This window comes from Thioalkalivibrio thiocyanoxidans ARh2 (genome assembly GCF_000385215.1).
In the GTDB taxonomy this organism is placed as follows: domain Bacteria; phylum Pseudomonadota; class Gammaproteobacteria; order Ectothiorhodospirales; family Ectothiorhodospiraceae; genus Thioalkalivibrio; species Thioalkalivibrio thiocyanoxidans.
In genome coordinates, this window is record NZ_ARQK01000056.1 from 25376 (window position 1) to 50381 (window position 25006).

The 25006-nt window shown below is 67.8% G+C and carries 24 protein-coding genes; 5 read left to right on the forward strand and 19 right to left on the reverse strand.

From position 1 onward, the window contains the following. Window positions 1-6: 6 nt before the first annotated feature. From G372_RS0109665 to G372_RS0109680, 4 genes are read right to left on the reverse strand one after another with little or no spacing between them, the layout of a single operon-like run. Window positions 7-594 carry a histidine phosphatase family protein gene (locus G372_RS0109665; protein ID WP_019624075.1) on the reverse strand — a complete coding sequence of 196 codons (588 nt, stop codon included), beginning with the start codon at window positions 592-594 and terminating at the stop codon, window positions 7-9. Then, on the reverse strand, window positions 591-1157 hold the full coding sequence (gene ampD, locus G372_RS0109670; protein ID WP_018864648.1) for a 1,6-anhydro-N-acetylmuramyl-L-alanine amidase AmpD: 567 nt from the start codon (window positions 1155-1157) through the stop codon (window positions 591-593). Before ampD ends, G372_RS0109665 begins: the two co-directional genes overlap by 4 nt. Beyond that, the gene (locus G372_RS0109675) at window positions 1154-1483 is read right to left on the reverse strand and encodes a thioredoxin family protein (protein ID WP_081621272.1); all 330 of its coding nucleotides are present in this window, start codon (window positions 1481-1483) and stop codon (window positions 1154-1156) included. Before G372_RS0109675 ends, ampD begins: the two co-directional genes overlap by 4 nt. Before the next feature lie 31 nt (window positions 1484-1514). Then, the gene (locus G372_RS0109680) at window positions 1515-1673 is read right to left on the reverse strand and encodes an entericidin A/B family lipoprotein (RefSeq protein ID WP_019624073.1); all 159 of its coding nucleotides are present in this window, start codon (window positions 1671-1673) and stop codon (window positions 1515-1517) included. A gap of 418 nt (window positions 1674-2091) precedes the next feature. Between G372_RS0109680 and G372_RS0109685 the strand changes: the two genes are divergently transcribed. Continuing rightward, window positions 2092-4146, forward strand: a complete 2055-nt coding sequence (locus G372_RS0109685; protein ID WP_196800076.1) for a UvrD-helicase domain-containing protein — start codon at window positions 2092-2094, stop codon at window positions 4144-4146. A 343-nt stretch (window positions 4147-4489) separates the two neighbouring features. Here G372_RS0109685 and G372_RS0109690 read toward each other — a convergent pair whose 3' ends face one another. Then, complete coding sequence (locus G372_RS0109690) at window positions 4490-6211, reverse strand: potassium/proton antiporter (RefSeq protein ID WP_019624071.1); 1722 nt, start codon at window positions 6209-6211, stop codon at window positions 4490-4492. Here G372_RS0109690 and G372_RS0109695 point away from each other — a divergent pair. After that, a complete protein-coding gene (locus G372_RS0109695; protein ID WP_038070508.1) occupies window positions 6210-7250 on the forward strand; it encodes a lipid A deacylase LpxR family protein in 1041 nt (346 codons plus the stop codon). The two genes, G372_RS0109690 and G372_RS0109695, sit on opposite strands and share 2 nt — an antisense overlap. 15 nt (window positions 7251-7265) lie before the next feature. On the opposite strand, the gene G372_RS0109700 is transcribed toward G372_RS0109695, so the two are convergent. Continuing rightward, window positions 7266-8213, reverse strand: coding sequence for an MBL fold metallo-hydrolase (locus G372_RS0109700; RefSeq protein ID WP_026279047.1), 948 nt, complete (start codon window positions 8211-8213; stop codon window positions 7266-7268). Window positions 8214-8362: 149 nt separating this feature from the next. Between G372_RS0109700 and G372_RS0109705 the strand changes: the two genes are divergently transcribed. From G372_RS0109705 to dut, 3 genes are read left to right on the forward strand one after another with little or no spacing between them, the layout of a single operon-like run. After that, window positions 8363-8959 (forward strand): DUF502 domain-containing protein, encoded by a 597-nt coding sequence (locus G372_RS0109705; protein WP_018864641.1) that lies wholly within the window; start codon window positions 8363-8365, stop codon window positions 8957-8959. Between the two features lie 18 nt (window positions 8960-8977). Further along, on the forward strand, window positions 8978-10186 hold the full coding sequence (gene coaBC, locus G372_RS0109710) for a bifunctional phosphopantothenoylcysteine decarboxylase/phosphopantothenate--cysteine ligase CoaBC (protein ID WP_018864640.1): 1209 nt from the start codon (window positions 8978-8980) through the stop codon (window positions 10184-10186). A 30-nt stretch (window positions 10187-10216) separates the two neighbouring features. Then, window positions 10217-10678 carry a dUTP diphosphatase gene (dut, locus tag G372_RS0109715; RefSeq protein ID WP_018864639.1) on the forward strand — a complete coding sequence of 154 codons (462 nt, stop codon included), beginning with the start codon at window positions 10217-10219 and terminating at the stop codon, window positions 10676-10678. Window positions 10679-10696: 18 nt separating this feature from the next. On the opposite strand, the gene msrA is transcribed toward dut, so the two are convergent. The 13 genes from msrA to def form a co-directional block, all read right to left on the reverse strand. Continuing rightward, on the reverse strand, window positions 10697-11332 hold the full coding sequence (msrA, locus tag G372_RS0109720; protein WP_019624068.1) for a peptide-methionine (S)-S-oxide reductase MsrA: 636 nt from the start codon (window positions 11330-11332) through the stop codon (window positions 10697-10699). 31 nt (window positions 11333-11363) lie between these two features. Continuing rightward, window positions 11364-12524 carry a PQQ-dependent sugar dehydrogenase gene (locus G372_RS0109725; protein ID WP_018864637.1) on the reverse strand — a complete coding sequence of 387 codons (1161 nt, stop codon included), beginning with the start codon at window positions 12522-12524 and terminating at the stop codon, window positions 11364-11366. A gap of 87 nt (window positions 12525-12611) precedes the next feature. After that, complete coding sequence (locus G372_RS0109730) at window positions 12612-13433, reverse strand: Fpg/Nei family DNA glycosylase (RefSeq protein ID WP_018864636.1); 822 nt, start codon at window positions 13431-13433, stop codon at window positions 12612-12614. 13 nt (window positions 13434-13446) lie between these two features. After that, window positions 13447-14424, reverse strand: coding sequence for an LpxL/LpxP family acyltransferase (locus G372_RS0109735; protein ID WP_018864635.1), 978 nt, complete (start codon window positions 14422-14424; stop codon window positions 13447-13449). Next, complete coding sequence (locus tag G372_RS0109740) at window positions 14421-14759, reverse strand: tetratricopeptide repeat protein (protein WP_018864634.1); 339 nt, start codon at window positions 14757-14759, stop codon at window positions 14421-14423. Before G372_RS0109740 ends, G372_RS0109735 begins: the two co-directional genes overlap by 4 nt. Before the next feature lie 28 nt (window positions 14760-14787). Then, window positions 14788-16242 (reverse strand): TrkH family potassium uptake protein, encoded by a 1455-nt coding sequence (locus G372_RS0109745; protein WP_018864633.1) that lies wholly within the window; start codon window positions 16240-16242, stop codon window positions 14788-14790. A 13-nt stretch (window positions 16243-16255) separates the two neighbouring features. Next, window positions 16256-17635, reverse strand: a complete 1380-nt coding sequence (gene trkA / locus G372_RS0109750; protein ID WP_018864632.1) for a Trk system potassium transporter TrkA — start codon at window positions 17633-17635, stop codon at window positions 16256-16258. A gap of 62 nt (window positions 17636-17697) precedes the next feature. Continuing rightward, window positions 17698-19077, reverse strand: a complete 1380-nt coding sequence (locus G372_RS0109755; protein WP_018864631.1) for a sigma-54-dependent transcriptional regulator — start codon at window positions 19075-19077, stop codon at window positions 17698-17700. Then, window positions 19074-21284, reverse strand: coding sequence for an ATP-binding protein (locus G372_RS0109760; protein WP_038070493.1), 2211 nt, complete (start codon window positions 21282-21284; stop codon window positions 19074-19076). The genes G372_RS0109755 and G372_RS0109760 overlap by 4 nt, the downstream gene beginning before the upstream one ends. A 280-nt stretch (window positions 21285-21564) precedes the next feature. After that, window positions 21565-22134 (reverse strand): DUF4390 domain-containing protein, encoded by a 570-nt coding sequence (locus tag G372_RS0109765; RefSeq protein ID WP_018864629.1) that lies wholly within the window; start codon window positions 22132-22134, stop codon window positions 21565-21567. A gap of 3 nt (window positions 22135-22137) precedes the next feature. Beyond that, entirely contained in the window at window positions 22138-23493 is a 1356-nt protein-coding gene (rsmB, locus tag G372_RS0109770) for a 16S rRNA (cytosine(967)-C(5))-methyltransferase RsmB (RefSeq protein ID WP_018864628.1), read from the reverse strand. 3 nt (window positions 23494-23496) lie between these two features. Then, a complete protein-coding gene (gene fmt, locus G372_RS0109775) occupies window positions 23497-24459 on the reverse strand; it encodes a methionyl-tRNA formyltransferase (protein WP_018864627.1) in 963 nt (320 codons plus the stop codon). After that, window positions 24459-24992 (reverse strand): peptide deformylase, encoded by a 534-nt coding sequence (gene def, locus G372_RS0109780; protein ID WP_018864626.1) that lies wholly within the window; start codon window positions 24990-24992, stop codon window positions 24459-24461. Before def ends, fmt begins: the two co-directional genes overlap by 1 nt. Window positions 24993-25006: the final 14 nt, after the last annotated feature.

Below are 25006 nucleotides of genomic sequence, written 5' to 3' on the forward strand. Positions count from 1 at the left end.
CGCGCATCACGGCAGGCGGTTGGTGTGGATCACGCGCCAGCCGCGCGTCGGATGCCGGTGCAGCCGGGTCCGGCTCGCATACTCGCATTCCAGCTGGAACAGCCGCTCGTCCGGAACCCCCATCACCCAGCCGACCAGCGCCCGGATGACCCCGGCGTGCACGATCACCAGCACGCGTTCCGCCGACTGGCCGCCGACCGCGGTCTCGAAGGCCGTCTCCACCCGCCGGCGAAAGGCCCCCAGCGGCTCCGCTCCGGCCGGCCGCGAATGCACCGGATCGGCATAGAACGCCCGGTATTCGTCGGGCCGTTCGCGCTGCAGCTCGACCCGTGTACACCCCTCCCAGTCACCAAAGCCGACCTCGCGCAGGCCCGGCTCCAGATGCAGGGACAGGTCACGCTCGTCCACCAGGCGTTCGGCAAACGCCCGGCAGCGGCGCATCGGCGAGCTGACGACCGCCTGCCAGCCGTCATCGTCGCGCACCGCGTGTTCCATCTGCGTCCATCCCTGCGCGCTGAGCGGGTCGTCACAGCCATGCCCACGATAGCGCTGCCCGCCCTCCGGTTCGCCGTGTCGCAACAGATCCACAATCATGCCGTGTCCTCGCTCAGGCAGGCCTCCAGGCAGGCCCAGTCGAAATGCGGGCCCGGGTCGGTCTTGCGCCCGGGGGCGATGTCGCAGTGGCCCGCCAGCGCATCCGGGGTGATGGCCGGAAAGCGTTCGCGCAGCCAGCCGATCAGGCGGGCCAGCTCGGCGTACTGTACCGGCGTGAACGGGTCGTCGTCGGTACCCTCGAGTTCGATTCCAATGGAAAAATCGTTGCAGCGCTCGCGGCCACGCCACTGCGAGACACCGGCATGCCAGGCCCGCCGGGAGAACGGCACAAACTGGGTTGCCGCGCCTTCTCGGTCGATCAGTACATGGGCGGACACGCGCAGGTCGGCGATCTGCGCAAAGTACGGGTGGGCATCGGGGTCGAGCCGGTTCTGGAACAGCTCGGCCACATGTGACCCGCCAAATTCGCCCGGCGGCAGGCTGATGGCATGCACAACGATCAGCTCGGGCTCCATCCCCGGAGGGCGCGCGTCCTGGTTCGGGCTCTCGAGCACGCGGGCCGGCGGCCACCAGTCGCGATCCATGGCGCAGGCTTCGGTCACGGGGCCTCCTCGGGTGCGCGCTGCAGACAGGCCGCGAGGGCCTCGCGCAGCAACGGCAGGCGCGGCGGGGCCTCGAGGCGGCCGTGGTAGGCGCCGGCGTTGAACACAAACAGGGCCGGGAGGTGGAAGACCTCGAACTCGCGCACCAGCGCGGTATCCGTCTCCGCATCCACGACGAACAGGGCGGGTGCTTCAGACTCGGCCTGCCACTGCTCCAGCACCCGCCCCATGACCTTGCAGGCCCCGCAGCCCCGGCGGGTGAACAGGATCACCGCCGGGCCCGGAACCTCCACCAGGAGGTGTTGATGGAAATCGAACTGCGTCAGACGGGACAGGCCCGTCTGACGCGGGGACGGGTCAGTCGGAGTTGTCTTCGGCCTGTCGCTCAATGGATTCACCGGCATCCTGCACGTCTTCGCCAAACCCCTCCATAGTGGCGCAACCGGCGATGCCAAGCGAGCCCAGGGCCACCAGCAGGATCAGCAGGGCGGCGGGGATACGGGAAGCGAACTGCATACGGCCTCCTCTCTTTCGTGATTCGGTCCTTGATACCGACCTTCAAAGGACGTTTCCGGGACGGTCACACTTTATGAGGCGCACGCACTGGGGTAGTTTACGCGCCGCCCTCTTTTCGTGAAGGAAGTCGCAACCCCGTGTCCGACCCAGGGAAACACTGATCAATGTACACACTCGCGTTGGTATCCCAGGTTTTCCGAGACAAGGCGCGTCGTGCAGCGGGTAGTGGTTCTACCCGCAAGCGGCGCAACGCAGGATCGGGGAACCTGGGATACCAACCCCACAACTTATTGAACGAAGGGGCTCGGCCGCTTTTGCGCGGGAACGGCGTTGCGGCTTCCTTGTGCAGAATGACTGCACGGCGGTCACCGCGCCTTGTTCCCACGCAAAAGCGACTCGAGCGCGAGGGTGTCCATTGATCAGTGTTTCCCTAAATCCGCAACAACAGGCGGCCGTGACCACCACGGACCGCCCCCTGCTGGTGCTGGCCGGGGCCGGTTCGGGCAAGACCCGCGTGATCACCGAGAAGATCGCGCACCTGATCGAGCAGCGCGGGCTGGAGGCGCGCCGGATTGTCGCGATCACCTTTACCAACAAGGCCGCGCGCGAAATGCGCGAGCGCGTCCAGGGGCGCCTGTCGAAGGAACAGGCACGCGGGCTCGGCGTCTCCACCTTCCACACCTTCGGGCTGAACTTCCTGCGTCGCGAACTGGCCGCGGCCGGACTGCGTGCGGGCTTCTCCATCCTCGACCCGGGCGACTGCCGCTCGCTGCTGCGCGAGATCACCTACCGCGACGATACTGGCTCCGAGGTCGACGCCCTGATTGGCCACATCAGTCGCTGGAAGAACGACCTGATGACGCCGGAAGAGGCGCTGCACGAGGCCAGCCAGATGAGCGACGCCCCGGAGGCGACCGCCGCGGCCAACCTCTACCCGCGCTACGAGGATGCCCTGCGGGCCTACAACGCGGTGGACTTCGACGACCTGATCAAGCGCCCGGTGGACTGCCTGCGCGCGGACGCGGAGCTGCGCAACCGCTGGCAGGACCGCATCCGCCACCTGCTGGTGGACGAATACCAGGACACCAACTCCGCGCAGTACCAGCTGGTGCGCCTGCTGGTCGGCGTCAGCGATGGCCTGACGGTGGTCGGCGACGACGACCAGTCGATCTACGCCTGGCGCGGCGCCCGCCCGGAGAACCTCGCACGTCTGCAGCAGGACTTCCCGCGTCTGGAGGTGATCAAGCTGGAGCAGAACTACCGCTCAACCAACCGCATCCTGCATACCGCGAATGCGCTGATCGCCAACAACCCACATGTATTCGAGAAACGCCTGTGGAGTGCGCTCGGCGAGGGCGAGAAGATCGAGGTGATCGGCTGCTCCGACGCCGACACCGAGGCCGCGCGCGTGGTCTCCGAGCTGATGCGCCGGCGCTTCCGCCTGAATGCGGGCTGGGGCGACTTCGCGATCCTCTACCGCAGCAATCACCAGTCCAGGCTGTTCGAGAAGCTCCTGCGCGAGCAGGGCATCCCCTACCGCCTGAGCGGCGGACAGTCGTTCTTCGAGAAGGCCGAAATCAAGGACCTGGTCGCCTACCTGCGCCTGCTCGCCAACCCGGACGACAACACCGCCTTCCTGCGCGTGGTCAACGTGCCGCGCCGAGAGATCGGCCCGGCGACGCTGGAGAAGCTGGGCCACTACGCCAACCAGCGTGGCACCTCGCTGCTGCAGGCAGCGCGCGGGGCCGGCCTTTCCGAGTACATGGATGCCCGCGCGCAGGCACGCCTGGAACGCTTCACCGACTGGGTCGACGGCTTCCAGCGTCGCGGCATGGAAGAAGCCCCGGACGCGCTGCTGCGCGCCCTGATCGAGGACATCGACTACGAATCCTGGCTGCTGGAGAACAGCTCCAACCCGCGGGCCGCGACCCGGCGCATGGAGAACGTGCGCGAGTTCATCGACTGGGTTGGACGCATGGGCGGCGGCAACACCACCGCGGAGTACGGCGACGACGAGGCGGACGACGCGCAGACCATGGACCTGGCCGATATCGTCAACCGCATCAGCCTGATGGACATCCTCGACCGCAACCGGGAGTCCCAGGACGGCGACGAGTCCGTGCAGCTCCTGACCCTGCACACCGCCAAGGGCCTGGAGTTCCCGCATGTCTGCCTGGTGGGTTTCGAGGAGGAGCTGCTGCCGCACCGGGTCAGCGTGGAGGACGATTCCATCGAGGAGGAGCGGCGGCTCGCCTATGTCGGGCTGACCCGTGCCCAGCAGACCCTGCTGATCACCTACGCCCAGAACCGGACCCGCTACGGCGAGACCATCGAATGCGAGCCCTCGCGCTTTCTGGACGAGCTGCCCGAAGAACACCTCGAATGGCCGGACGCCAGGCCGCCGGATCCCGAGACGCAGAAGCTCACCGCCCAGGCCCACCTGGCGGGCCTGAAGGCCATGCTCGGCAACTAGTCCCCATCGGCGGCCGGGGGAGTATTCGCTCACGCATTGGGGTGCCCGGCCCATTCCGGGCACCCCGGCCCGCCCCCCCTTTTCCTCTACAGCCTGAAACGATGCGTGCCGGTCACCGGGCGGCGGCGAAGGCACTGCGAGCATCAATAACGAGGGGCGACCCGCTCGTCCAAAGCCTCAGACCCACCTCATCCACAAAGTATGAAATTCATCACACTCGTTTCTTCTCTTATATCAAACCCCTCATACCAATTGGAACAACGAATGCCTTCTGTGCTGATCCACTGAGGAGAGCGCCCGGGCCAGGGGCCACCGTGGCACCCCGGGAGACGCGCCAGGGGCATCAATGCCGCAGTTTCAGGCCGACCCTGGTGATGCGGGCGCCGTCCATCTCGCGGATGACCAGACGCATCGGGCCAAGATCGACGGCATCACCGACGACCGGCTCGGCCTGGAGTTCGCGGCGCAGATAGGCCTCCAGGGTGTCGCCCTGACGCTCGGGCGGGACCGGGGCACCGTAGGCCATGCCGACCGCGCCGAGCTGGGCATCGCCATTGAGGGCGAACTCCCCGAACACGCTGCGCTCGGTCAGGCGTTCCGGCACCTGGTCCTGCGGGACGAACAAGCGGTCGAGGTCATGCAGGTCGGCCGGGGCGACCATGATGTAGAGATGGTCGCCGGCGTGCAGATCCAGCAGCTCGAGCGTATCCAGCAGTTTGCCCTCACGCAGGTGGGCCACGACCCGCGCACTGCCCGGCAGGCGGAAGTTCGACCATGCCTCGCGCACGACCGGCGTGGTCTCGGCCAGGCGATAGCCGACCAGTTCCATCTCCTGCTGTCCGGGGATATCCAGCTCGGTGCGCTGCACCCGAGCGGTAGTCGGCGGCAGCTCCAGCCCCAGCCAGCGCGCCGAAGGCGCAACGGTCCAGCCCTGCACCAGCAGCGAGATCAGCACCACGAAGAACACGACGTGGAAGAAGTAGCCGGCCAGTTCCAGACCCGCCAGCAGCGGGAACAGGGCGAGGATGATCGGCACCGCGCCGCGCAGGCCGACCCAGGCAATGAAGACCTGCTCGCGCCAGGGGAAGCGGAACGGAAACAGACACAGCCATACGGCCAGGGGCCGGGCGACCAGGATCAGGACCGCGGCGACGAGCCCCGCATCCAGGGCTACCGGCGGCAGGCCCGAGGGGGTCACCAGCATGCCCAGCATCAGGAACATCCCGATCTGTGCGAGCGAGGCGATCCCGTCGTGGAAGCGCTTGATGTTCTGCGAGGCCTCCAGCGGCCGGTTGCCGATCAACAGTCCCGCCAGGTACACGGCCAGAAAGCCCGAGCCGCCCACCAGCCCGGTCAGGCCGAAGATGGCCAGTGCCCCGGCCATCGCGAACAGCGGGTACAGCCCGCCCGCCATCGGCACCCGGTTGATCAGCGCCAGCAGGGCGAAACCGCCCGCTACACCAAACAAGGCCCCCAGTCCCATCTGCTGGACAAACTCGATGGCGACAACCACACCGAACTGCTGATCGGGCATCAGCAGCAGCTCGATCAGCACGATGGTCAGGAAGATCGCCATCGGGTCGTTGGAGCCGGACTCGATCTCGAGCGTGGCACCGACTCGGCTTTTCAGCTCGAGCCCGCGCGAGCGCAACAGCGAGAACACCGCCGCCGCGTCGGTGGACCCCACAATCGCCCCCAACAGCAGCCCCTCCAGCCAGGACAGCCCCAGCCACCAGACGGCAAAGACCCCGGTCAGGCCCGAGGTGACGAGCACCCCGAGCGTGGCCAGCCCCAGGGCTGGTTTCAGCCCGATGCGGAAATTGCGAGCAGGAGTGCGCATCCCGCCGTCGAACAGGATAATCGCGAGCGCGGCCGAGCCGACCAGATAGGCCAGGGTGATATTCTCCACCTCGAGGCCGCCCGGGCCCTCTGGCCCGAGCAGCATGCCGATCACCAGGAACACCAGCAGCAGGGGCACGCCCAGGCGCGAGGTGATCACGCTCGAAAGGATGCTGCCCAGCAGCACAATGGCCGCCAGGAAGATGATCTGGTTGGAGAGGTCCATGCGTCGATCATACCGGAAGCTCCCGACAACCCGCCCGGCCGGCACGGTGCGCGTTATGGCCTGCGGGCTGGTTGCCGCGCTGGGTCTCGCGGCGGCACCGGCCGCCGCCGAGCGCGGCGTCGACGCACTGCACTTCGAGTTCGAGAACGACCTGTTCGCCGGTGAGGACCGCTACTACACCAATGGCTTCCGCATCGGCTGGACGCGCAGCGAAGAGCGCGTACCCCCCTGGCTGCAGCGGGTCGCGGACGCACTGCCGTACTTCGTCGATCGCGAGGAACGTGGCCGCCTGAAATCGGCTATCCACCTGGGCCAGAACATGTACACCCCAGAGGACATCGAGCGCTCGCCCGCAGACCCGGACGACCGCCCCTACGCCGGCTGGCTTTATCTGAACTTCAGCCTGGCCGAGGATCATGGCGACCGTCTGGACCGCCTGCAGGTCACCGTGGGCACCGTCGGGCCCGCCTCGCTGGCCGACCGCACACAAAAGGAAGTCCACAGCTGGTCCAGCGCACCGCAACCGCAGGGGTGGGACGACCAGATCGGCAACGAGGCGACCCTGATGGTGGGTTACGAGCGCCAGCTGCGCGGGCGCTCGCATCGCGCCGAGGGCGGCTGGGGCTGGGACCTGACCCCACACTGGGGCGCGACCGTGGGCAGCCCGTTCACCTTCGCCAACGCCGGCGCGATCGTGCGCGCCGGCCGCAACCTGCCGCGCGACTACGGCCCGCCCCGGATCAACCCGGCGCTATCGGGTTCGCATACCTTCGAGACAGTCGGCTCCGCAGGCGGCTACCTGTTCGCGGGGGTGGATACCCGGCTGATGGCCTATGACCTGTTCCTGGACGGCCCGCTGTTTCGCGACGGGCCCTCGGTGAACAAGCATCCGGCGGTTGGGGAGTTGACCGCCGGGTTCGTGTTCCACGTGGGCGGGGTGCGCCTGGGCTACACCCATGTCTGGCGTTCGCGCGAATTCAGCGGCCAGGCCAAGGGCGCGGCGGAGTTCGGATCGCTGCACGCCACCTGGCAGTTCTGACTTCGGCCGCACGTCTCAGAACACCGCGGCCTCGACATCGGGGTAGGTCGTGGCGACCGAGCGGTCGATCTTATCCTCGAACCCGGGGTAGTCCTCGATGATGTCCGCCATGCGCTCGCGCACGAGCGGCACGGTCTCGTAGTCGGGCAGCCCCTGGTCCACGCCCTCCTCGATCGCGTCCCAGAGGGTGGCCAGGTAGTTCTGCAGGCGTGGCAGGGTCTCCGCCCCTTCGAGCCGGCCATGGCCGGGGACGACCACATCGGGTTCCAGCGCGATCAGCTCGTCCAGCAGTTCGATCCACCGCGCGACGTCGCCATCCCAGACCGAGGGGGCACGGTCGCTATACACCACATCCCCGGCCAGCAGGATCTTCGTCTGCGGCAGCCAGACGATCAGGTCACCCGGCGAGTGGGCACCGCCCGAGGGCACGATCACCACCTCCTTGCCGCCCAGATCGCGCGTGACGCGCTCGTCCACGGGCGTATTCGGCAGCAGTGGTGTGGTATCGCCGGTCGCGCCCTCGGTCATCTCGCGAAAGTTCTCGACCCAGGTCTCGGCCTCTGCCTCCATGCGCTCGATGGCCTCGGGGCCGGCCATGATCTCCGGATCGTCCTCGGCGAAGGCATGATTGCCCAGCCAGTGGTCCCCATGACTGTGGCTGTTCACGATCCAGCGCACCGGCTGATCGGTGACCTCGCGAATCGCCGCGCGCAGGGCCACGCCCATGGTCTCGGATGAGCCCGTATCGAAAACGAGCACGCCCTCGCCGGTCACCACGAATGCCATGTTCGCGTTCCAGCCGAGATTCTCGCGACTGGGGAAATCGCGCGCCGGGGTCATCACCGCATAGACCCCCGGGGCCACAACCTCGGGCTGCATTTCGTAGTCCTCGGGCGCCGCCGGCCCTCCGGCCGGCGACGACGTCACGAAGACCAATGCCATCGCCAACCCCGCCAGCACCACACCCACCGGTTTCCATGTACGCATCGCGGTCACTCCCGAATGATCCTGCATACCCCATGGTAGACCCGCTGGCCATCGCAATGTGCGCAGCGCCGCCCGCGTGCCCGAAACTGGTAGCATCGGGGCCTCCCCTGGGACGGAGACTGCAGGTGCGCAAGATTTCCCGGACCTTCCTGACCGGCCTGGCGGCCATCCTGCCCCTGGTCATCACCGTGGCCCTGCTCTGGTGGCTGGGCACCACCGCGGAGACGGTGCTGGGCGGGCTGCTGCGCGCGATCCTGCCCGACGCCCTGTATTTCCCGGGCCTGGGCATCCTCGCCGGGCTGGGGCTCGTGTTCGCGCTGGGCGTCCTGCTCCAGGCCTATGTGGTGCGCGGCCTGTTCGACTGGATGGAATCGCTGATGCAGCGCATCCCGGTGGTCAAGACCATCCACGGGACCGTGCGCGACGTAACGAATCTTCTTTCCGGCGACATCCACCAGCGCTTCGGGCAGGCCGTGCTGGTCACCTTTCCGGGCAGCGACTTCAAACTGGTCGGCTTTGTCACCCGCGAGGACTTCGAGGGACTGCCGGACAACCTGGGTGGCGCGGAAACCATCGCGGTATACACGCCAATGAGCTACCAGATCGGCGGCTACACACTGATGCTGCCGCGCAGCCGCGTGGAACCGCTTGATATGTCGCTGGAAGACGCGATGCGCTATGCCCTGACCGCCGGCGTCTCCGCGCGCCAGGAAAAGACCTGAACGGGTAGAATCCGCCGCATGACGGACCATGAAAGCCAACCTAGGATCCTGATCGGCGTCAGCGGCGGCATCGCCGCCTACAAGGCCTGCGAGCTGGTGCGCGAGCTGAAGCGCGCCGGTTGCGAGGTGCGCGTGGTCATGACCGCCGGCGCCCGCGCCTTCGTGACCCCGCTGACCTTCCAGGCCCTGTCCGGGGCGCCGGTGCGCACCGAGCTGCTGGATGCCGAGGCGGAATCCGGCATGGATCACATCGCCCTGGCGCGCTGGGCCGACCGCGTCGTGGTCGCCCCGGCCAGCGCCAGCCTGATGGCGCGCTACGCCCAGGGCCTGGCGGACGATCTGCTGAGTACCCTGTTGCTGGCCACCACCGCCCCGGTCGCGCTGGCACCGGCGATGAACCATCGCATGTGGACGCATCCGGCCACCCAGGCCAATGTCACAACCCTGATCGAGCGCGGCGTGACCCTGATCGGGCCGGACAGGGGCGACCAGGCCTGTGGCGAGCAGGGCGAGGGACGCATGCGCGAACCCGCCGCGATCGCACGGGAGCTGCTGCAGCCGGCACATGCCCCGCTGGCCGGGCGTCACGTACTGATTACCGCCGGCCCCACCTTCGAGCCGATCGACCCCGTGCGCTTTATCGGCAACCGCAGCTCCGGGCGCATGGGCTTTGCACTGGCCGCGGCCGCGCGCGACGCGGGCGCACACGTGACCCTGGTGCATGGGCCGACGGCCGAGGCCGTGCCCGCGGGCGTCTCGGGTATTGCCACGGAAACGGCCGCCGCCATGCACGCCGCAGTGATGGAACGCCTGCCCGAGACCGACATCCTGATCGCGGCCGCGGCGGTGGCCGACTACCGCCCGGCGGAACCGCAGGCGCAGAAGATCAAGAAGTCCGACCCGTTGATGCACCTGGCGCTGGAGCGCACCCGCGACATCCTGGCCGAGGCGGCGACCCAGGCAGCCTCCCTCCCCCGGCGCCCGTTCCTGGTCGGCTTTGCAGCCGAAACCGACCACCTGCAGGAACATGCCGAGGCCAAGCGCCGCGCCAAGGGGATCGACCTGATCGCCGCCAATCGGGTCGACGAGGGCCGCGCCTTCGGCACGCCCGACAACGAACTGCTGTGTCTCTGGGAAGGTGGCGAGCGCCGGTTCCCGCGCCAATCGAAGACCCAGCTGGCGCGGGCGCTGATCGACCTGATTGTCGAGCGCCTGGGGCAACACTGATCGCATACGAAACGGACCAAGGAACGCCGAATGCCCGTCCCCGAGATTGACCTGAAGATCCTGGACCCGCGCATGGGCGCGGACTTCCCGCTGCCCGCCCCGGCCACCGACGGCTCGGCTGGCGTCGACCTGCGCGCGATGATCGAGGCACCGCTGACGCTTGAACCGGGCACCGCCGAACTGATCCCGACCGGGCTCTCGATCCATATCGAGGACCCGGGCTACGCCGGGATGATCCTCCCCCGCTCCGGGCTTGGCCACAAGCACGGTCTGGTGCTGGGCAACCTGGTCGGCCTGATCGACGCCGACTACCAGGGGCCGCTGATGGTCTCCTGCTGGAACCGGGGTGCGCAGGCGTACACCCTGGAGGTGGGCGAGCGCCTGGCGCAACTGGTGATCGTCCCGGTCGTGCAGCCACGCTTCCGCGTGGTCGAGGACTTCGAGGAGAGTACGCGCGGGATCGGCGGCTTCGGTTCCTCCGGCCGCGGATGACCGCGACTCGTTGATCCCTCAGCCCGAAGGATACGGAACGCCCAGCCCGCCCAGACCGCAATAGCCGTTGGGCACCTTGGCCAGGTACTGCTGGTGGTAGTCCTCGGCGAAGTACCAGGCGTCCAGGGGCTGGATCTCCGTGGTGATGGCGCCGCGCCCCGCAGCGTCCAGCGCGGCCTGGTAGCGCTCGCGGCTGACCTCGGCCGCCGCCTGCTGCTCGGCCGAGTCCACGTATATCGCGGAGCGGTACTGCGTGCCGACATCATTGCCCTGGCGCATGCCCTGGGTCGGGTCGTGCCCCTCCCAGAACACCCGCAAAAGCGTATCGATCGATACCCGGGCCGGGTCGAACACGACACGCACCAGCTCCGTGTGCCCGGTCTGCCCGGAACAGACCTCCCGGTAGGTCGGGTTGCGGGTGTAGCCACCGCCATAGCCCACACTGGTCGAGTACACGCCCTCGATCTGCCAGAACAGGCGCTCCGCACCCCAGAAACAGCCCATGCCCACATGCAGCACCTGCATGCCATCCGGATAGGGCGGCGCGAGTGGCGTGCCCAGCACCATGTGCCGTGGCGGGACCGGCAGCGGCTCGTCGCGCCCGGGCAGAGCCTCCTCGGGCGCGGGCATGCGCGGCTCGGAAAACGCAAACATTACGGGACTCCGTCGCAGAAACGTGGATTCGTCAGCCGGGATCGGCCGGGGTCAGCCGGATCAGTTCGCCCGGGTTGTGGTCGGTCAGGATCCAGATCGCGCCATCATGCACGCGCACATCGCGGATGCGGCGGCCGAGATCCGGCAGCAGGTCCTGCTCGTTGACCAGTTCGCGATCCTCGAAGGTCAGCCTGCGCAGGGTCTCCCCGCGCAGCCCGCCGACCAGCAGATCGCCATCCCAGTCTGCAAAGGCCGGATCGCGCAGGATCGCCATACCCGAGGGCGCGATCGCCGGCGTCCAGTAGTGCAGTGGCGACTCCATTCCCTCCTTCTCGGTCAGGCCCTCTCCAACCGGTCCGCCGGTATATTCCCGCCCCTGGCTGATCACCGGCCAGCCGTAGTTCAGGCCGCGCTCGATGATGTTCACCTCGTCGCCACCGCGCGGGCCATGCTCGTTCTGCCAGAAGGTGCCGGTCTCGGGGTCGATCACCATGCCCTGCGGGTTGCGCACCCCCCAGGCCCACAGTTCCGGTTTGGCCTCGTCATCATCCACCAGCGGGTTGTCATCGGGTACCGAACCATCGTCATGCAGACGGACAATACTGCCGATGTGAGTGGACGTGTCCTGTGAATGATCGCGATCTCCACGGTCCCCGATGCTGATAAAGACGTAGTGGTCCGCATCGAACACGATGCGCGACCCGAAGTGGCGACCGCCGCGTACTCCCGGCTCGGCCGAGAACAGCACCTCGACATCCTGCAGGGCACCATCGGCGAACCGCCCGCGCGCCAGGCGGGTCGTCTGACCACCGTCCACCTGCGCGGAATAGGTAAAGTACAGCCAGCCGGTTTCCTCGAAATCCGGGTGCAGGGCCAGATCCAGGAGGCCACCCTGGTTCTGCGAAACCAGGTCATCCGGCAAGCCGGAGACCAGGTCACCGCGCCCCTCGAGGTTTTCCGCGTCGGCAAAATAGCGGAGCTGTCCGGGCCGCTCGCTGATCAGCACCCCGCCATCCGGCAGAAAGGCAATCGCCCAGGGATGATTCAGCTCCGTGTGCAGGACCTCGCCCCGCAGGTCGCCATCGGCCGCGTAGAACTCCTCGGCCGCGATCCCGGCCGAACCCCCACAGGCCACCAGGAGCCCGCCCAGCAATGGGGCCGCCAGCAACCGCCCCGGGTATCGCTTGTCCATGTCCCTGCCCTCGTTAGGTCCGTATCCGTTGGTGGCCCGTACCCGCCGCCGGGTTCCCTGGGGTACCAACGCGAGCGTGTACATTGATCAGTGTTTCCCTGGCTGACAGGACGGGCACCAGTAGGTGGAGCGCAGGTGTTCGCCCGCCAGCGCCCGCTCCACCGGTGTCCCGCACGTCCGGCAGGCCTGCCCGCCGCGCCCGTACACGTTCAGGTACTCGTCCGTCTCGGCCCGCTCGCGCGTGATGCGCGGACCGGGCTTGAGGTTGCGCCGCAGCAGGCGCGCCGCCTCGCGATAGAGCGCGAGGAGCTTGTCATCCGCAATCGCACCGACCGGGTCGAGCGGATGCCGTCCCTGCAGGAACAGCACCTCCGACTTGTAGATGTTCCCGATGCCGGACGCCAGCGACTGATCCAGCAGCACGTCCAGGATGGGGCGCACCGGGTCGCTGTGGGCCCGGATGCGTCGGACGACCGCGGTCAGGTCCACCGCCGGGTCCAGCAGATCCGGTCCTACGCGCGCATCCAGCCGCTCCGGGTCGCCGCGCCCCTCCGGCCGGGGCTGCCAGGCGAGTTCGCGCGGATGAAAACAGACCAGCACCCGGTCCGCCAGCCGCAGCACGGCCCAGGCCTGATGCTCCGGCTTGTGCCAGGCGGCCCCGGGCGCATACTGGTGCCAGGTCCCGTACATCCCCAGGTGCGTACGCAGCTGCCAGGCGCGGCCCGCGGCGTCATCCAGCTCGATCAGCAGATGCTTGCCGCGCGCACTCACGCCACGCGCAGCCATGGCCCCATGCTCCACCAGTGCCGCACCACGCCGGGACCGGGTCGCCACAACCTCCAGCGCGGCACCGGCCAGCACCGGATCCAGCGCCCGGGCGAGCTTGTGGATGGTATCGCCCTCGGGCATTGCCGCAGGACGATCAGCGCTTGCGGCTGGGATAGAGCTGCGGCTCGCCCTCGGGGCGGGTGCGGAACAGGCGCATGGACCACAGGTACTGGGCCGGGGCCTGCGTAATCCCGCGTTCGATGGCCTGATTCATCTGCCGGGCATCGGCATGATCGTCGCCGCCGGGGAAGCCCACGAGCGGCGGCCAAAGGCGCATCACGTACTGGTCCGCCACCGAGTCGTACCAGGCGAAGCTGGGCAGCACGGCCGCCTTCGACATACGCGCCAGGCGGCCCAGCGCGGTGAGCGTCGCCTTGGGGACCCCGAAGAAGTCGACGAACACCGCCCCCTCGGCACCGAGGTCCTCGTCCGGCAGGTAATAGAAGAAACGGCCGCGGCGGAGCTGGCGAATGGCCGGGCGCAGGCCCTGCTCGCGGGCGAAGATGTCGCCCGAGTAGCGTGTGCGGCTGCGATGGTTGATCCACTCCAGCACCGGGTTCTTCATCGGCTTGGCGAACGACACGCCGTCGTACATCTGGCTCATGCGCACGCCGCCGTAGTCCAGTGCCAAGGAGTGCGGGGCAAGGATGATCACCGGCGTGCCGGCCACCTGCAGGCGCTCGTAGTGCTCCAGCCCCTCCACGCGGATGCGCGCGGCGTGCTGGCCGGGCTTGCCGAACCAGAGCAGGCCGTAGTCCAGCACGGTCTGCGCCTGGTAGCGGTAATAGGCCTCCATGCGCTTCTCGCGCTCAGCCGGGGTCATCTCGGGGAAACACAGCTCGAGGTTGCGCTCCACCACCGCGCGGCTGCGCCCGGCGCCCTTGCGGATCAGCCGCCCGAGTCCCCGGGCCAGCGCATGCACGGCCGGGCGCGGCATCTCCTGCAGCACCCAGGCCACGCCCAGCAACAGCCAGCTGCCCCAGTAGCGCGGGGCGAAATGACGGGCGGTCAGCGGGGCCTGATAGGCGCCCGCCTCAGGACTCGAACGGCCCTCCCCGACCTGTTCGCTCATGCGCCCCCGCCCGCGTCGAGCTGCTTGCGTGCGCGCTTCGCATAGACCTCCATCTCTTTCACCGCCTGCAGGTCGCCCTTCTCGGTAGCGATGGCCATGCCGCGCTCGCAGGTGGAGAGCGCGGCCTGCGGCCGCTCCAGGTCGACGAGGGTCTTGGCCAGCAGCTTCCAGGCGGCGGAATAGCCGCCATCCAGTTCCAGCGCGCGTTCCAGGTGCGGGATCGCGGCCTCCTTCTGGCCGTCGGTTGCCAGGGCATTGCCCAGCGAAAAACGCAGCATCGCGGAGTCCTGTCCGCCATCCAGCATGTTCTGGAAGCGTTCGATCATGTCACTCATAGGGCTCCTCCTTCTGGATATCTTCAGGCTAACGCCGCCAGAAGGCGGGCGACAGAAGCACCAGCACGGTAAAGATTTCCAGCCGGCCCATCAGCATGGCCAGCACCAGCACCCACTTGCTGAAGTCGTTGATCGACTGAAAGTTGGGCCCGACTTCGCCCAGCCCCGGGCCAAGGTTGTTCAGGGTCGCGGCTACCGCAGAAAACGACGTGACCTGATCGAGTCCCGAGGCCATCAGCGCCAGCATCATCACCACGAAGACCATTACGTAGGCGGCGAGGAAGCCCCAGACCGCCTGGACCACGCGGTCGGGCGCCTCCTTGCCGTTCACCTTCACCGCGATTCGGGCATGGGGATGGATCAGGCGCTTGATCTCGCGCAGGCCCTGCTTGGCCAGCAGCAGCACGCGCACCACCTTCATCCCGCCGCCGGTGGAGCCCGTGCAACCTCCAATAAAGGACAGGAAGATCAGCAGAACCGGCAGGAACCCCGGCCAGAGATAGAAGGCATCGGTCGCATAACCCGTGGTAGTCGCGATAGAGACGACATGGAACACCCCCCGACGCAGGGCATCACCGACCTGGTCGGTGAAACCGCTCCAGAGCATGAAACCGACCACCACAATCACGGCGGAACCGAGCACCAGCAGGTAGGTGCGCAGTTCCTCATCCCGCTGGTAGGGCTTCCAGGTCGCGCGGTGCAGCACCAGGAAGTGCAGCGCAAAGTTCATCCCGCCGAGGATCATGAACGCGATCGCGACCGTCTCGATCGCCACCGAATCGAAGTGGCCGATGCTGGCGTCATAGGTCGAGAAGCCGCCGATAGCCACCGTGGTAAACGAGTGCGCAACCGCGTCGAAGGCCTCCATCCCGGCGGCCCAGTAGGCCAGCGCACAGGCCACGGTCAGACCCAGGTAGATGTACCAGAGGTTGCGCGCGGTCTCGGCAATGCGCGGGGTCAGCTTGTTGTCGCGGATCGGGCCGGGGGTTTCGGCCTTGAACAGCTGCATGCCGCCCACGCCCAGCAGCGGCAGGATCGCCACCGCCAGCACGATGATCCCCATGCCCCCCAGCCACTGCAGCTGCTGGCGATACCACAGGATCGCGCGCGGCAGGTCGTCCAGCCCGGTAAGCACCGTCGCCCCGGTGGTGGTGAGTCCTGACATCGACTCGAACACCGCATCGGTAAACGAGACCGGCAGGTTCGGGTCCAGCACCAGCGGTGCCGCCCCGGCGATCCCCAGCCCCAGCCAGAACAGCACCACCAGGATGAAACCGTCACGCACCTGCAGCTCGCAGCGCGCCTTGTACAGCGAGCCCCACAGGATCCCGCCGATCAGCAGCAACAGCGCGAACGCCTGCAGAAACACCCAGGCCGTGGATTCGCCATAGAGAAAGCCGATCAGCGCCGGCGGCAGCATGGTCAGGCTGAACAGCGTCAGCAGGACCCCAAGCAGGCGGGCGGTGGATGCGAAATGCAGCATCGGCCAGTACGACCTAGAAGAACAGCGCGGAGGGCTGGAACAGGCGCTGCACCTGCTTGACCTTGCGCCGGTCGGTCAGGAACAGGATCACGTGGTCGCCGGCCTCGATCACCGTGTCGTGGTGCGGGATGATCACGTCCTCGCCGCGCACCACCGCGCCCACGCTCGTGCCCTCGGGGAAGTCGATCTCCTCGATCTGCCGGCCGACCACCTGCGAGGTGCGGGCATCGCCGTTCACCACCGTCTCGATCGCCTCGGCCGCGCCGCGACGCAGGGTGTGCACGGTGGCCGTCCCGCCCTCGCGCACGCGTGCCAGCAGCGCGCTGATGGTCGCCTGCTGCGGCGAAATCGCGACATCGATCGTGCCGCTTTGCAGCAGGTCCACATAGCTCGGGCGGTTGATCAGCGACATTACCTTGCGCACGCCCCAGCGCTTGGCCAGCATGCCGGCAAAGATGTTCGCCTGGTCGTCGTTGGTCACCGCGCAGAAGACATCATTGTGCTCGATGCCGATCGATTCGAGGAAGCGGTCGTCCGCGCTGTCGCCATGCAGCACGAGCACATTGCTGGGCAGCAAGCGCGCGAGGTAGTCCGCACGGTCGGGATCACGCTCGATCACCTTGACCCGATAACGCTTGCTGAGCGTCTCCGCCAGGCGCTCGCCGATATTGCCACCCCCGGCGATCATGATGCGCTTGTACGGCTTTTCCATCTTGCGCAGCTCCGAGGTCACCGCGCGGATGTTCTTCTTCGCCGCGACGAAGAAGACCTCGTCGTCGGCCTCGATCACGGTATCGCCATCCGGCTGGATGGAGCGGTTCTTGCGAAAGATGGCGGCGACCCGGGTGTGGATGCCGGGCATGTCGCTTTTGAGGTTTTTCAGCTCGTGCCCGACCAGCGGCCCACCGTAGTAGGCGCGCACGCCAACCAGCGACACCAGCCCCTCGGCGAACTCCAGCACCTGCAGCGAGCCCGGATGCTCGATCAGGCGGTGGATATGGCGGGTGACGATCGCCTCCGGCGAGATCAGCATGTCCACCGGCATCGCATCCTGGGCGAACAGTGCCGGAGTCTCGTGGTAGTCCCGCGAGCGCACGCGGGCGATCTTGGTTTCGACGTTGAACAGGGTGGAGGCGACCTGACAGGCGATCATGTTCACTTCGTCGGAGTCGGTCACCGCAATGACCATCGAGGCGTCCTGAGCCCCGGCGACCTCCAGCACGCTCGGGTGCGAGGCGAAGCCATTCACCGTCTTGATGTCGAACTGATCCTCCAGCTCGGCCAGGCGCTCGGCGCGGGAGTCGACGATGGTGATGTCGATGCCGTCGGCGCTCAGGGCCTCGGCCAGTGACTGGCCCACCTGCCCGGCGCCGAGGATGATGATGTGCTTCATGCGTCTCCCGTCCCGGAGATGTCAGGGCGCCGTGCCAGGTAAACGAATGTCTCCCTGGCGCCTCAGCCGTCGGCCTTCACCCGTTTTGGATCGATGCCCAGTGCCTTGAACTTGCGATAGAGATGGGTGCGCTCCAGCCCCACCCGCTCGGCCAGCCGTGTCATGTTGCCTTCCGAACGCTCCAGTTGCTGGATCAGATACTCGCGCTCGAACTGCTCGCGCGCCTCGCGCAGCGGCAGGTCGGGGATCGCCAGCGCCCCCTCCTCGAACTCATCGCCGCGCTGCGGCTGGCCGGTCAGGGTGCGCTCGACCTCGTCGCGGGTGATCTCGTCGCCGGAGCCGAGGATCATCATCCGCTGCACGAGGTTGCGCAGCTCGCGCACATTGCCGGGCCACTGATACTGCTGCAGCCGCTCCAGCGCCGGACGCTGGAACACCCGCATCGGCAGGCCTTCCTGCTGGTGCAGATGACGCATATGGTAGTCCAGCAGCTCCGGGATGTCCTCCGCGTGCTCGCGCAGCGGTGGGATCGCCAGTGGCAGTACGTTCAGCCGGTAATACAGGTCCTCGCGAAACCGGCCCTGCTCCACGGCCTCGCCGAGATCGTGCTGAGTGGCGGCGATCACCCGTACATTGACGCTGATCGGCTGGTCGCCCCCGATCCGGGTGATGCGCTGGGTGTCCAGGGCATGCAGCAGCCGGCCCTGCGTCTGCATGTCCATCTCCGCGACCTCGTCGAGAAACAGCACGCCACCGCCCGCCTGCTCCAGCAAGCCATAGCGCACGCGGTCGCCCTGCTCGCTGCCGAACAGCTCGCCAATCGCCTCCTCGCCCGACAGCGAACCGACCGAGACCACGATGAACGGACTGTCCCGGCGCGCGCTGCGCGCATGCAGAAGGCGGGCGAAGGTCTGCTTGCCCACCCCGGGTTCGCCGGTGATCAGCACCCAGGTGTCGTGCTGCGCCATGCGCTGCACCTGGTCGCGCAGATTCACCATCACGGCACTGCCGCCCACCGGATCGGCGACCGTGCCGGCATGGCGTTTCAGACCCACATTCTCGCGCTGCAGGCGGGCAGCCTCCAGGGCGTTGTTCAGCGTGATCAGCAGCTTGTCGATCGACAGCGGCTTTTCGATGAAGTCATAGGCGCCCAGCCGCGTGGCATCGACGGCAGTCTCCACGTTGCCGTGCCCGGAGATCATCACCACCGGGCACGGCAGGCCCTCGTCGTCGCCCCATTCCTTGAGCAGGGATATCCCGTCACCGTCCGGCATCCAGACGTCGAGCAGGATCAGATCGGGTCGCCGGCTGCGGCGCTGGGCCTTGGCCTCGGTCACCGAGCCGGCCAGCGCCACCTGGTAGCCCTCGTCCTCGAGGACATCCTGCAACAGCATCCGGATATCCGGTTCGTCGTCGACGACCAGTACGTAGGGTTCGCTCATTCCCGTTCCTCGTGGGCCAGGGCCTGCGGGGTATGCTCCACCGGGATGCGGATGCGGAAGACGGCCCCGCCTTCGCCCGCCGGTGCATTATGGCACTCAATCATGCCCCCATGTTCCTCGACGATCTTCTGTGCGACCGCCAAACCGAGACCGGTTCCACGTGGCTTGTCCGTCGTGTAGGGCTCAAAGATGCGCTCCAGGAGGTCGGGCTTGATCCCAGGGCCGGTGTCGGTTACGCGCAGCTCGATGTGCGGCCCGGCCGGATCGTCGAGATAGGCTGTCGCGATATGGACCGTGAACCCGTCCTGCTCCTTGCCGGCCTCCAGCGCATTCTTGATGAGGTTGTGCAACAGCTGGCGCAGGCGTCCGGCATCGCCACGTATCCCGGGGAGCTCCGGCTCCAGATCGGTCTGCACACGGGAATGCCCGTCGGAATCGACATACAGCTCGCATACATCCTGGATCAGCTGGTTCAGGTCCACCGAACCAAGCTCCAGGCGCGGGGCCTGGGCGTAGTCGCGGAAGGCGTTGACCAGCGTCTTCATGGCCTCCACCTGCTGGATGATCGTGCCGGTCGCACGATCCAGAACATCACGGTCGGCCCCGTCCAGGACCTTGCCCAGACGGCGCGACAGACGCTCGGCAGAGAGCTGGATCGGAGTCAACGGGTTCTTGATCTCGTGCGCCAGGCGGCGTGCTACCTCGCCCCAGGCGGCGTCGCGCTGCGCCTTCAGGAACTCGGTCATGTCATCGAACACGATCGCATGCAGGCCGCGGCTGGAGCCCGAGGTCGGCAGCCAGACGGCGCGCGTCATCAGTACCTTGCGCCCGCTGCGGGTGAATACGACCACCTGCCGTGACCATTCGTCCTCCTGCCGCACCAGGGCATCGCTGATCGCCTCGAAGAACTGCCCGACCAGCGGGCACTCGACACCCAACTCGGAGATCGGACGGGTGCGGGCGCCCTGCAGCTCGCACTCCAGGATCTGGCCGGCGGCCTCGTTGGCGGTGCGCAGGCGCAGACTGCCGTCCAGCGCCAGCACGCCGGAACGGAGATGCTGGAGGACACTCTCCAGATAGGCACGCTCGGCATCCAGCAGGCGGCGGTTGCGCTCGGCCTCGTCACGGGCCTCGTTCAGCGTGCGCGTCATGGCGTTGAACGACTGCACCAGAAAACCCAGCTCGTCGGCCCGTTGCACCGCGAGCCGGGTGGAATAGTCCCCGGCCGCGACCGAGCGTGTCCCCTGCACCAGGTCGGAGATCGGGCGCACCATACGTCGCGCGACCAGCAGTCCGGCCCACAACGCCGCCATCAGGGAGATCGCCAGGGCCAGCGACAGGGTGAAGATAAAGCCCTGGATAATGGGGCCGCGCAGGTAGGCGAACTCGCGGTAGCCGGCGAAGGCATCCTCCACGCGCTGCGACAGTGCCGACATGCGCGGGTCCACCGGGTAGATCCCCTGCAGGATGCGGTTCTCCGCCCCCGGTCGGCGACTGCTGGTGGTGGCCACCACACGGATGACCAGCGAGCCATCGGGCTGCGGCTCCAGTCGAGAGTAGGGCTGCTCCGGGCGGACCCGCATCAGGATATCGGCCCCCGGCGGGCTCGGCAGGCGGCGGATCGGGCTGTCGGTGGAGGAGGCGATGATGCGGTTGTTGGAACCGACCAGGGTCAGTTCCTGGGCCTCGACCTGGCGGCGATAGTCATTCAGGGCCAGCGGGACCAGGCCCTCGGACACGCCTTCCAGCTCGCTCATCATCTCCTGCGTCTCGGTCGCCAGCTGGCGCACACGCAGATCCAGCGACGAACGCGACAGCTCCAGGGCGTCCTCCAGGGCGGAATCCACGCGCACGTCGAACCACGAATCCACGCCCTCGTTCAGGAACTCGAAGGAGAAGTAATAGACGACCGAGACCGGCAGCACCGCGACCAGCATGAAGCCCCCGACCAGCCTCAGCGTCAGGCGACTGCCGGGCACGCCCTTGCGATACTGGGCGACCATGCGCACGAACTGATGGATGATCAGGCCACCCAGCACCAGTAGGATTGCGGCGTGGAATACCAGCAGCCACAGGAACAGCTGCTCGAAGCGGGCCTGGTCCTGCGCCGCCCCGCCCATGACCACCAGCGAGGTCAGCAGCAGCAGGAACAGCAGGCCCATGCCCAGCAGGCCCCACGGGAAGCGCCTTAGGGAAACGCTGATCAATGTACACCCTCGCGTTGGCAACCCAGGTTTTCCGAGACCAGGTGCGTCGCGCAGCGGGTAGTGGTTCTACCCGCCCGTTCTTGATTGATTCGGGGCGCAACGCAGGATCGGGGAACCTGGGGTACCAACCCCAAGGGGCTCGGCCGCCCGTTGTTATCAATAACGGGCGCGGGAACGGCGTTTCGGCGCCCTTGTGCAGAATGACTGCACGGCCGTCGCCGCGCCTTGTTCGCACGCAAGAGCGACGAAGCAGCAAGCGTGTACATTGACCAGCGTTTCCCTAATCCAGGGACCATCGGTGCCACTCCCGCCGGGTGGTGAGGTCGCCGCGCAGTCCGGCATCCAGCTGCAACGGCAAGGGCAGCGCCGAATACACCAGGAGCAGGCGCGCCGCCATGTTGTAGTCTTCCGGACGCTCGCGCACCGCACCCGGCACGCCATGCATCGGCAGGCGCCCGAGTCGCCGGGCCACATGCTCCAGGGCATCGCCCAGGGTCGGTTTGAGCTCCATCCGGTCGTCGTTCACGTCGGTTACCAGGAAGTAGCGGTTCAGCGCAAAGTATTGCAGCTTGACGCGGCGTGTCTCGCTCTGCACGGACTCCCGCCCCAGCCAGCGATCTTGTTCGATACGCGCCTCGGCCTCGAACTCCAGCGTGACACCATTGGCCAGCGCCTCCTCCAGCACCTGAGGCAGCCGCATATCGAGCAGCAGGCGCACCAGCAGGGTGTCATCGTCCATCCAAAGGTGGCGGGCGTCACGGATCTCCAGCGCCTGTGCCGTGACCGGGAAAAGCGCCAGGACGAGCAACCATGCCATCAGAAATCCGATCACCGACCGCCCCGCGCGCATGGCTCAATCCTTCGTCAACAACGCGTAGTAGAAGCCATCACCGCCTTCCAGGCCCAGTGGCAGCGCCCAGCCCGCCGACCGCGCGCGGGCGCCGGCGATCGGCGGACCACCCTCGGGCGCCAGCGCCCGCGCATCCGGCGTACGCTGGAGAAAGCCCGAAACCACCGCGTCATTCTCCTCGGCCAACAGCGAGCAGGTCGCGTACAGCAGACGCCCTCCGGGGCGCAGCAACCCCCAGGCCGCCTCCAGGATACGCGCCTGCTCCGCCGCCAGGCGCGGGATGTCGTCGGCGCGGCGCAGGGTCTTGATGTCCGGGTGGCGCCGGATCACTCCGGTCGCCGAGCAGGGGACATCCAGCAGGATCGCATCGAAGGGCTGGCCGTCCCACCAGGCATCGGGGTCGCCCACGTCGGCCGCGGTCAGCTGCGCGGCAAAACCCAGCCGGTCCAGGTTCTCGCGCACCTGCACCAGGCGCTCGGCGTCGCTGTCCAGCGCGGTCAACCGGAGTTCGCCACGGGCCCGCTCCAGCAAGTGCCCGGTCTTGCCGCCCGGGGCCGCGCAGGCATCCAGCACACGCTCGCCCGGCTGCGGATCGAGCAGCACCGCTGCCCACTGCGCGGACGCGTCCTGCACCGAGAGCCGACCCTCGGCAAAACCGGGCAGCCGGGCCACGTCGGCGGGCTCCTCCAGGGTCAGGGCCGCCTCCAGTTGCGGATGCGGCTGCGCGGGGTGGCCCGCCACGACCAGTGCCTGGAGGGCGTCCTCGCGCGAGATGCGGGACAGGTTCACGCGCAGGGTCATGGGCGCGGGCCGGGTGGCCGCCTCCAGCAGCGCCTCCCAGTCGTCGGGCCAGGAGGCGCGGATCGCCTCCAGCAGCCATTCCGGAACGGCATAACGCAGCGCCGGGTCTTCCCGGACCGCGGCCTCCAGGGCATCCTGCTCGCGCTGCGCGCGCCGCAGTACCGCATTGATCAGCCCCACGGCACCGGGGCGATGGATCGCCCGCGCGAGTTCCGCGGTCTCGCGCACCGCCGCGTGGTCCCGGGTGGAGAAATGCATCAGTTCGGCCAGCCCCTGCGCCAACAGCACACCGATCACCGCGTCTTTCTTGCGCAGCGGGCGCTCCAGGAACCCGTTCACCAGCGCCGACAGCTGCGGATACCAGCGCAGCGTGGTGTAGGCCAGCGCCTGCACCCAGGCCGCGTCGCGGGCATTCAGTCCGTCGGTCGCGTGCTCGACCGCGCGCGTCAGGGAATGCCCCTGCAGAACGACCCCCTCGGCCGCCTCCAGTGCTCGCTGCCGCGGGGAGCGCGAGTCCACCCGCGAGGGCACGATCCGTCCGGAGCGCTTGCCCGCCATCGCTCAGCCGCCCAAGAGGCGCTGCCCGACCAGCGCCGTGGTGTTGGCCCAGTCCGCGGCCGCGACCGGACGCTTGCCCGGCAGCTGCACGGTTTCCAGACGCAGCCGGCCCTCCCCGGTGCCGATCTCCACCCCGTCGCGGCCCGCGGCACGGATGGTGCCCGGCTCCGGATCCGCCGGCCCGGGCAGCGGGCTCGAGGCATGCACGCGGATCACCTGCTCGCCCCAGCGCGCCTGGGCGACCGGCCAGGGGTTGAAGGCCCGCACCTGGCGATCCAGCTCCACCGCCGGGCGGGCAAAGTCGAGCCAGGCCTCGTCTTTCTCCAGCTTGTGCGCGTAGGTCGCGTGGGCATCGTCCTGCGGTTCCGGCTGCGAGCGGCCCGCGAGGATCCCGGGCAGCTGCTCCAGCAGCAGTTCGGCGCCCATCGCGGCCAGCGTGTCGTGGAGTTCGCCGGTGGTGGTCGTTTCCGTGATCGGGGTCGCGCGACAGGCGTGCACCGGCCCCGTGTCCAGGCCGGGCGCCATCTGCATCAGGCAGACCCCGGTCTCGGTGTCACCGGCCAGGATCGCGCGGTGGATCGGCGCGGCGCCGCGCCAGCGAGGCAGCAGCGAGGCATGGATGTTCAGTCCGCCCCGAGGGGGAATGTCCAGCACGGCGCGCGGCAGAATCAGCCCGTAGGCCGCCACGACCAGGATATCCGGGCGCCAGGCGGCCAGTTCGGCCTGCGCCTCGGGCGATTTCAGGGATTCCGGCTGCAGCACCGGGATGCCGGCTGCCTCGGCGGCGACCTTGACCGGACTCGGGCGCAGCTGACGTCCGCGCCCCGCCGGGCGATCCGGCTGGGTATACACGGCCACGGGCCGCGGGCCACGCTCGATCAGGGCCTCCAGCGCGGGGACCGCGAAGTCGGGCGTGCCGGCATAGACAATGCGCAGGGACTCGACGTCCGTGTCCGCCACTCCCATCAGACGGCAGGCGCCGCGGCCTTGTCTCCCGCGCCGGCCCGCGCGCCCTGCTTCTCCAGCTTCTTGCGGATGCGATTGCGCTTCAGGCTGGAGAGGTAGTCCACGAACAGCTTGCCGTCGAGGTGGTCAATCTCGTGCTGGATGCAGACGGCCAGAAGACCATTGATGTCCAGTTCGAAGGGCTGGCCATCACGGCCGAGGGCGCGCACGCGGATATGGTCGGCGCGCTGCACCCGTTCGTAGAATCCGGGCACCGACAGGCAGCCCTCGTCCATCTCCTCCTCGCCGGAGGTCTCGAGGATCTCGGGGTTGATCAGCACGTGCGGCGCGCTCTGGTCATCGGAGACATCCGCCACCAGCACCCGCTTTTGCACGTTGATCTGGGTGGCCGCCAGACCAATGCCCGGGGCGTCGTACATCGTTTCCAGCATGTCGTCGACCAGAGTGCGGATCTCGTCGTCCACCGTCTCCACCGGCTCCGCCTTCAGCCGCAGACGGGGATCCGGAAAATGCAGTATTTCGCGCTTGGCCATGAAAAACCTCAAAC

Bases quoted from the DNA above. Each gene is read 5' to 3' on its own strand.
- G372_RS0109665 (WP_019624075.1), bottom strand. From the start codon at position 594: ATGATTGTGGATCTGTTGCGACACGGCGAACCGGAGGGCGGGCAGCGC.
- G372_RS0109680 (WP_019624073.1), bottom strand. From the start codon at position 1,673: ATGCAGTTCGCTTCCCGTATCCCCGCCGCCCTGCTGATCCTGCTGGTG.
- G372_RS0109695 (WP_038070508.1), top strand. From the start codon at position 6,210: ATGCGTCGATCATACCGGAAGCTCCCGACAACCCGCCCGGCCGGCACG.
- G372_RS0109690 (WP_019624071.1), bottom strand. From the start codon at position 6,211: ATGGACCTCTCCAACCAGATCATCTTCCTGGCGGCCATTGTGCTGCTG.
- coaBC (WP_018864640.1), top strand. From the start codon at position 8,978: ATGACGGACCATGAAAGCCAACCTAGGATCCTGATCGGCGTCAGCGGC.
- dut (WP_018864639.1), top strand. From the start codon at position 10,217: ATGCCCGTCCCCGAGATTGACCTGAAGATCCTGGACCCGCGCATGGGC.
- msrA (WP_019624068.1), bottom strand. From the start codon at position 11,332: ATGTTTGCGTTTTCCGAGCCGCGCATGCCCGCGCCCGAGGAGGCTCTG.
- G372_RS0109725 (WP_018864637.1), bottom strand. From the start codon at position 12,524: ATGGACAAGCGATACCCGGGGCGGTTGCTGGCGGCCCCATTGCTGGGC.
- G372_RS0109730 (WP_018864636.1), bottom strand. From the start codon at position 13,433: ATGCCCGAGGGCGATACCATCCACAAGCTCGCCCGGGCGCTGGATCCG.
- G372_RS0109735 (WP_018864635.1), bottom strand. From the start codon at position 14,424: ATGAGCGAACAGGTCGGGGAGGGCCGTTCGAGTCCTGAGGCGGGCGCC.
- G372_RS0109740 (WP_018864634.1), bottom strand. From the start codon at position 14,759: ATGAGTGACATGATCGAACGCTTCCAGAACATGCTGGATGGCGGACAG.
- G372_RS0109745 (WP_018864633.1), bottom strand. From the start codon at position 16,242: ATGCTGCATTTCGCATCCACCGCCCGCCTGCTTGGGGTCCTGCTGACG.
- trkA (WP_018864632.1), bottom strand. From the start codon at position 17,635: ATGAAGCACATCATCATCCTCGGCGCCGGGCAGGTGGGCCAGTCACTG.
- G372_RS0109755 (WP_018864631.1), bottom strand. From the start codon at position 19,077: ATGAGCGAACCCTACGTACTGGTCGTCGACGACGAACCGGATATCCGG.
- G372_RS0109765 (WP_018864629.1), bottom strand. From the start codon at position 22,134: ATGCGCGCGGGGCGGTCGGTGATCGGATTTCTGATGGCATGGTTGCTC.
- rsmB (WP_018864628.1), bottom strand. From the start codon at position 23,493: ATGGCGGGCAAGCGCTCCGGACGGATCGTGCCCTCGCGGGTGGACTCG.
- fmt (WP_018864627.1), bottom strand. From the start codon at position 24,459: ATGGGAGTGGCGGACACGGACGTCGAGTCCCTGCGCATTGTCTATGCC.
- def (WP_018864626.1), bottom strand. From the start codon at position 24,992: ATGGCCAAGCGCGAAATACTGCATTTTCCGGATCCCCGTCTGCGGCTG.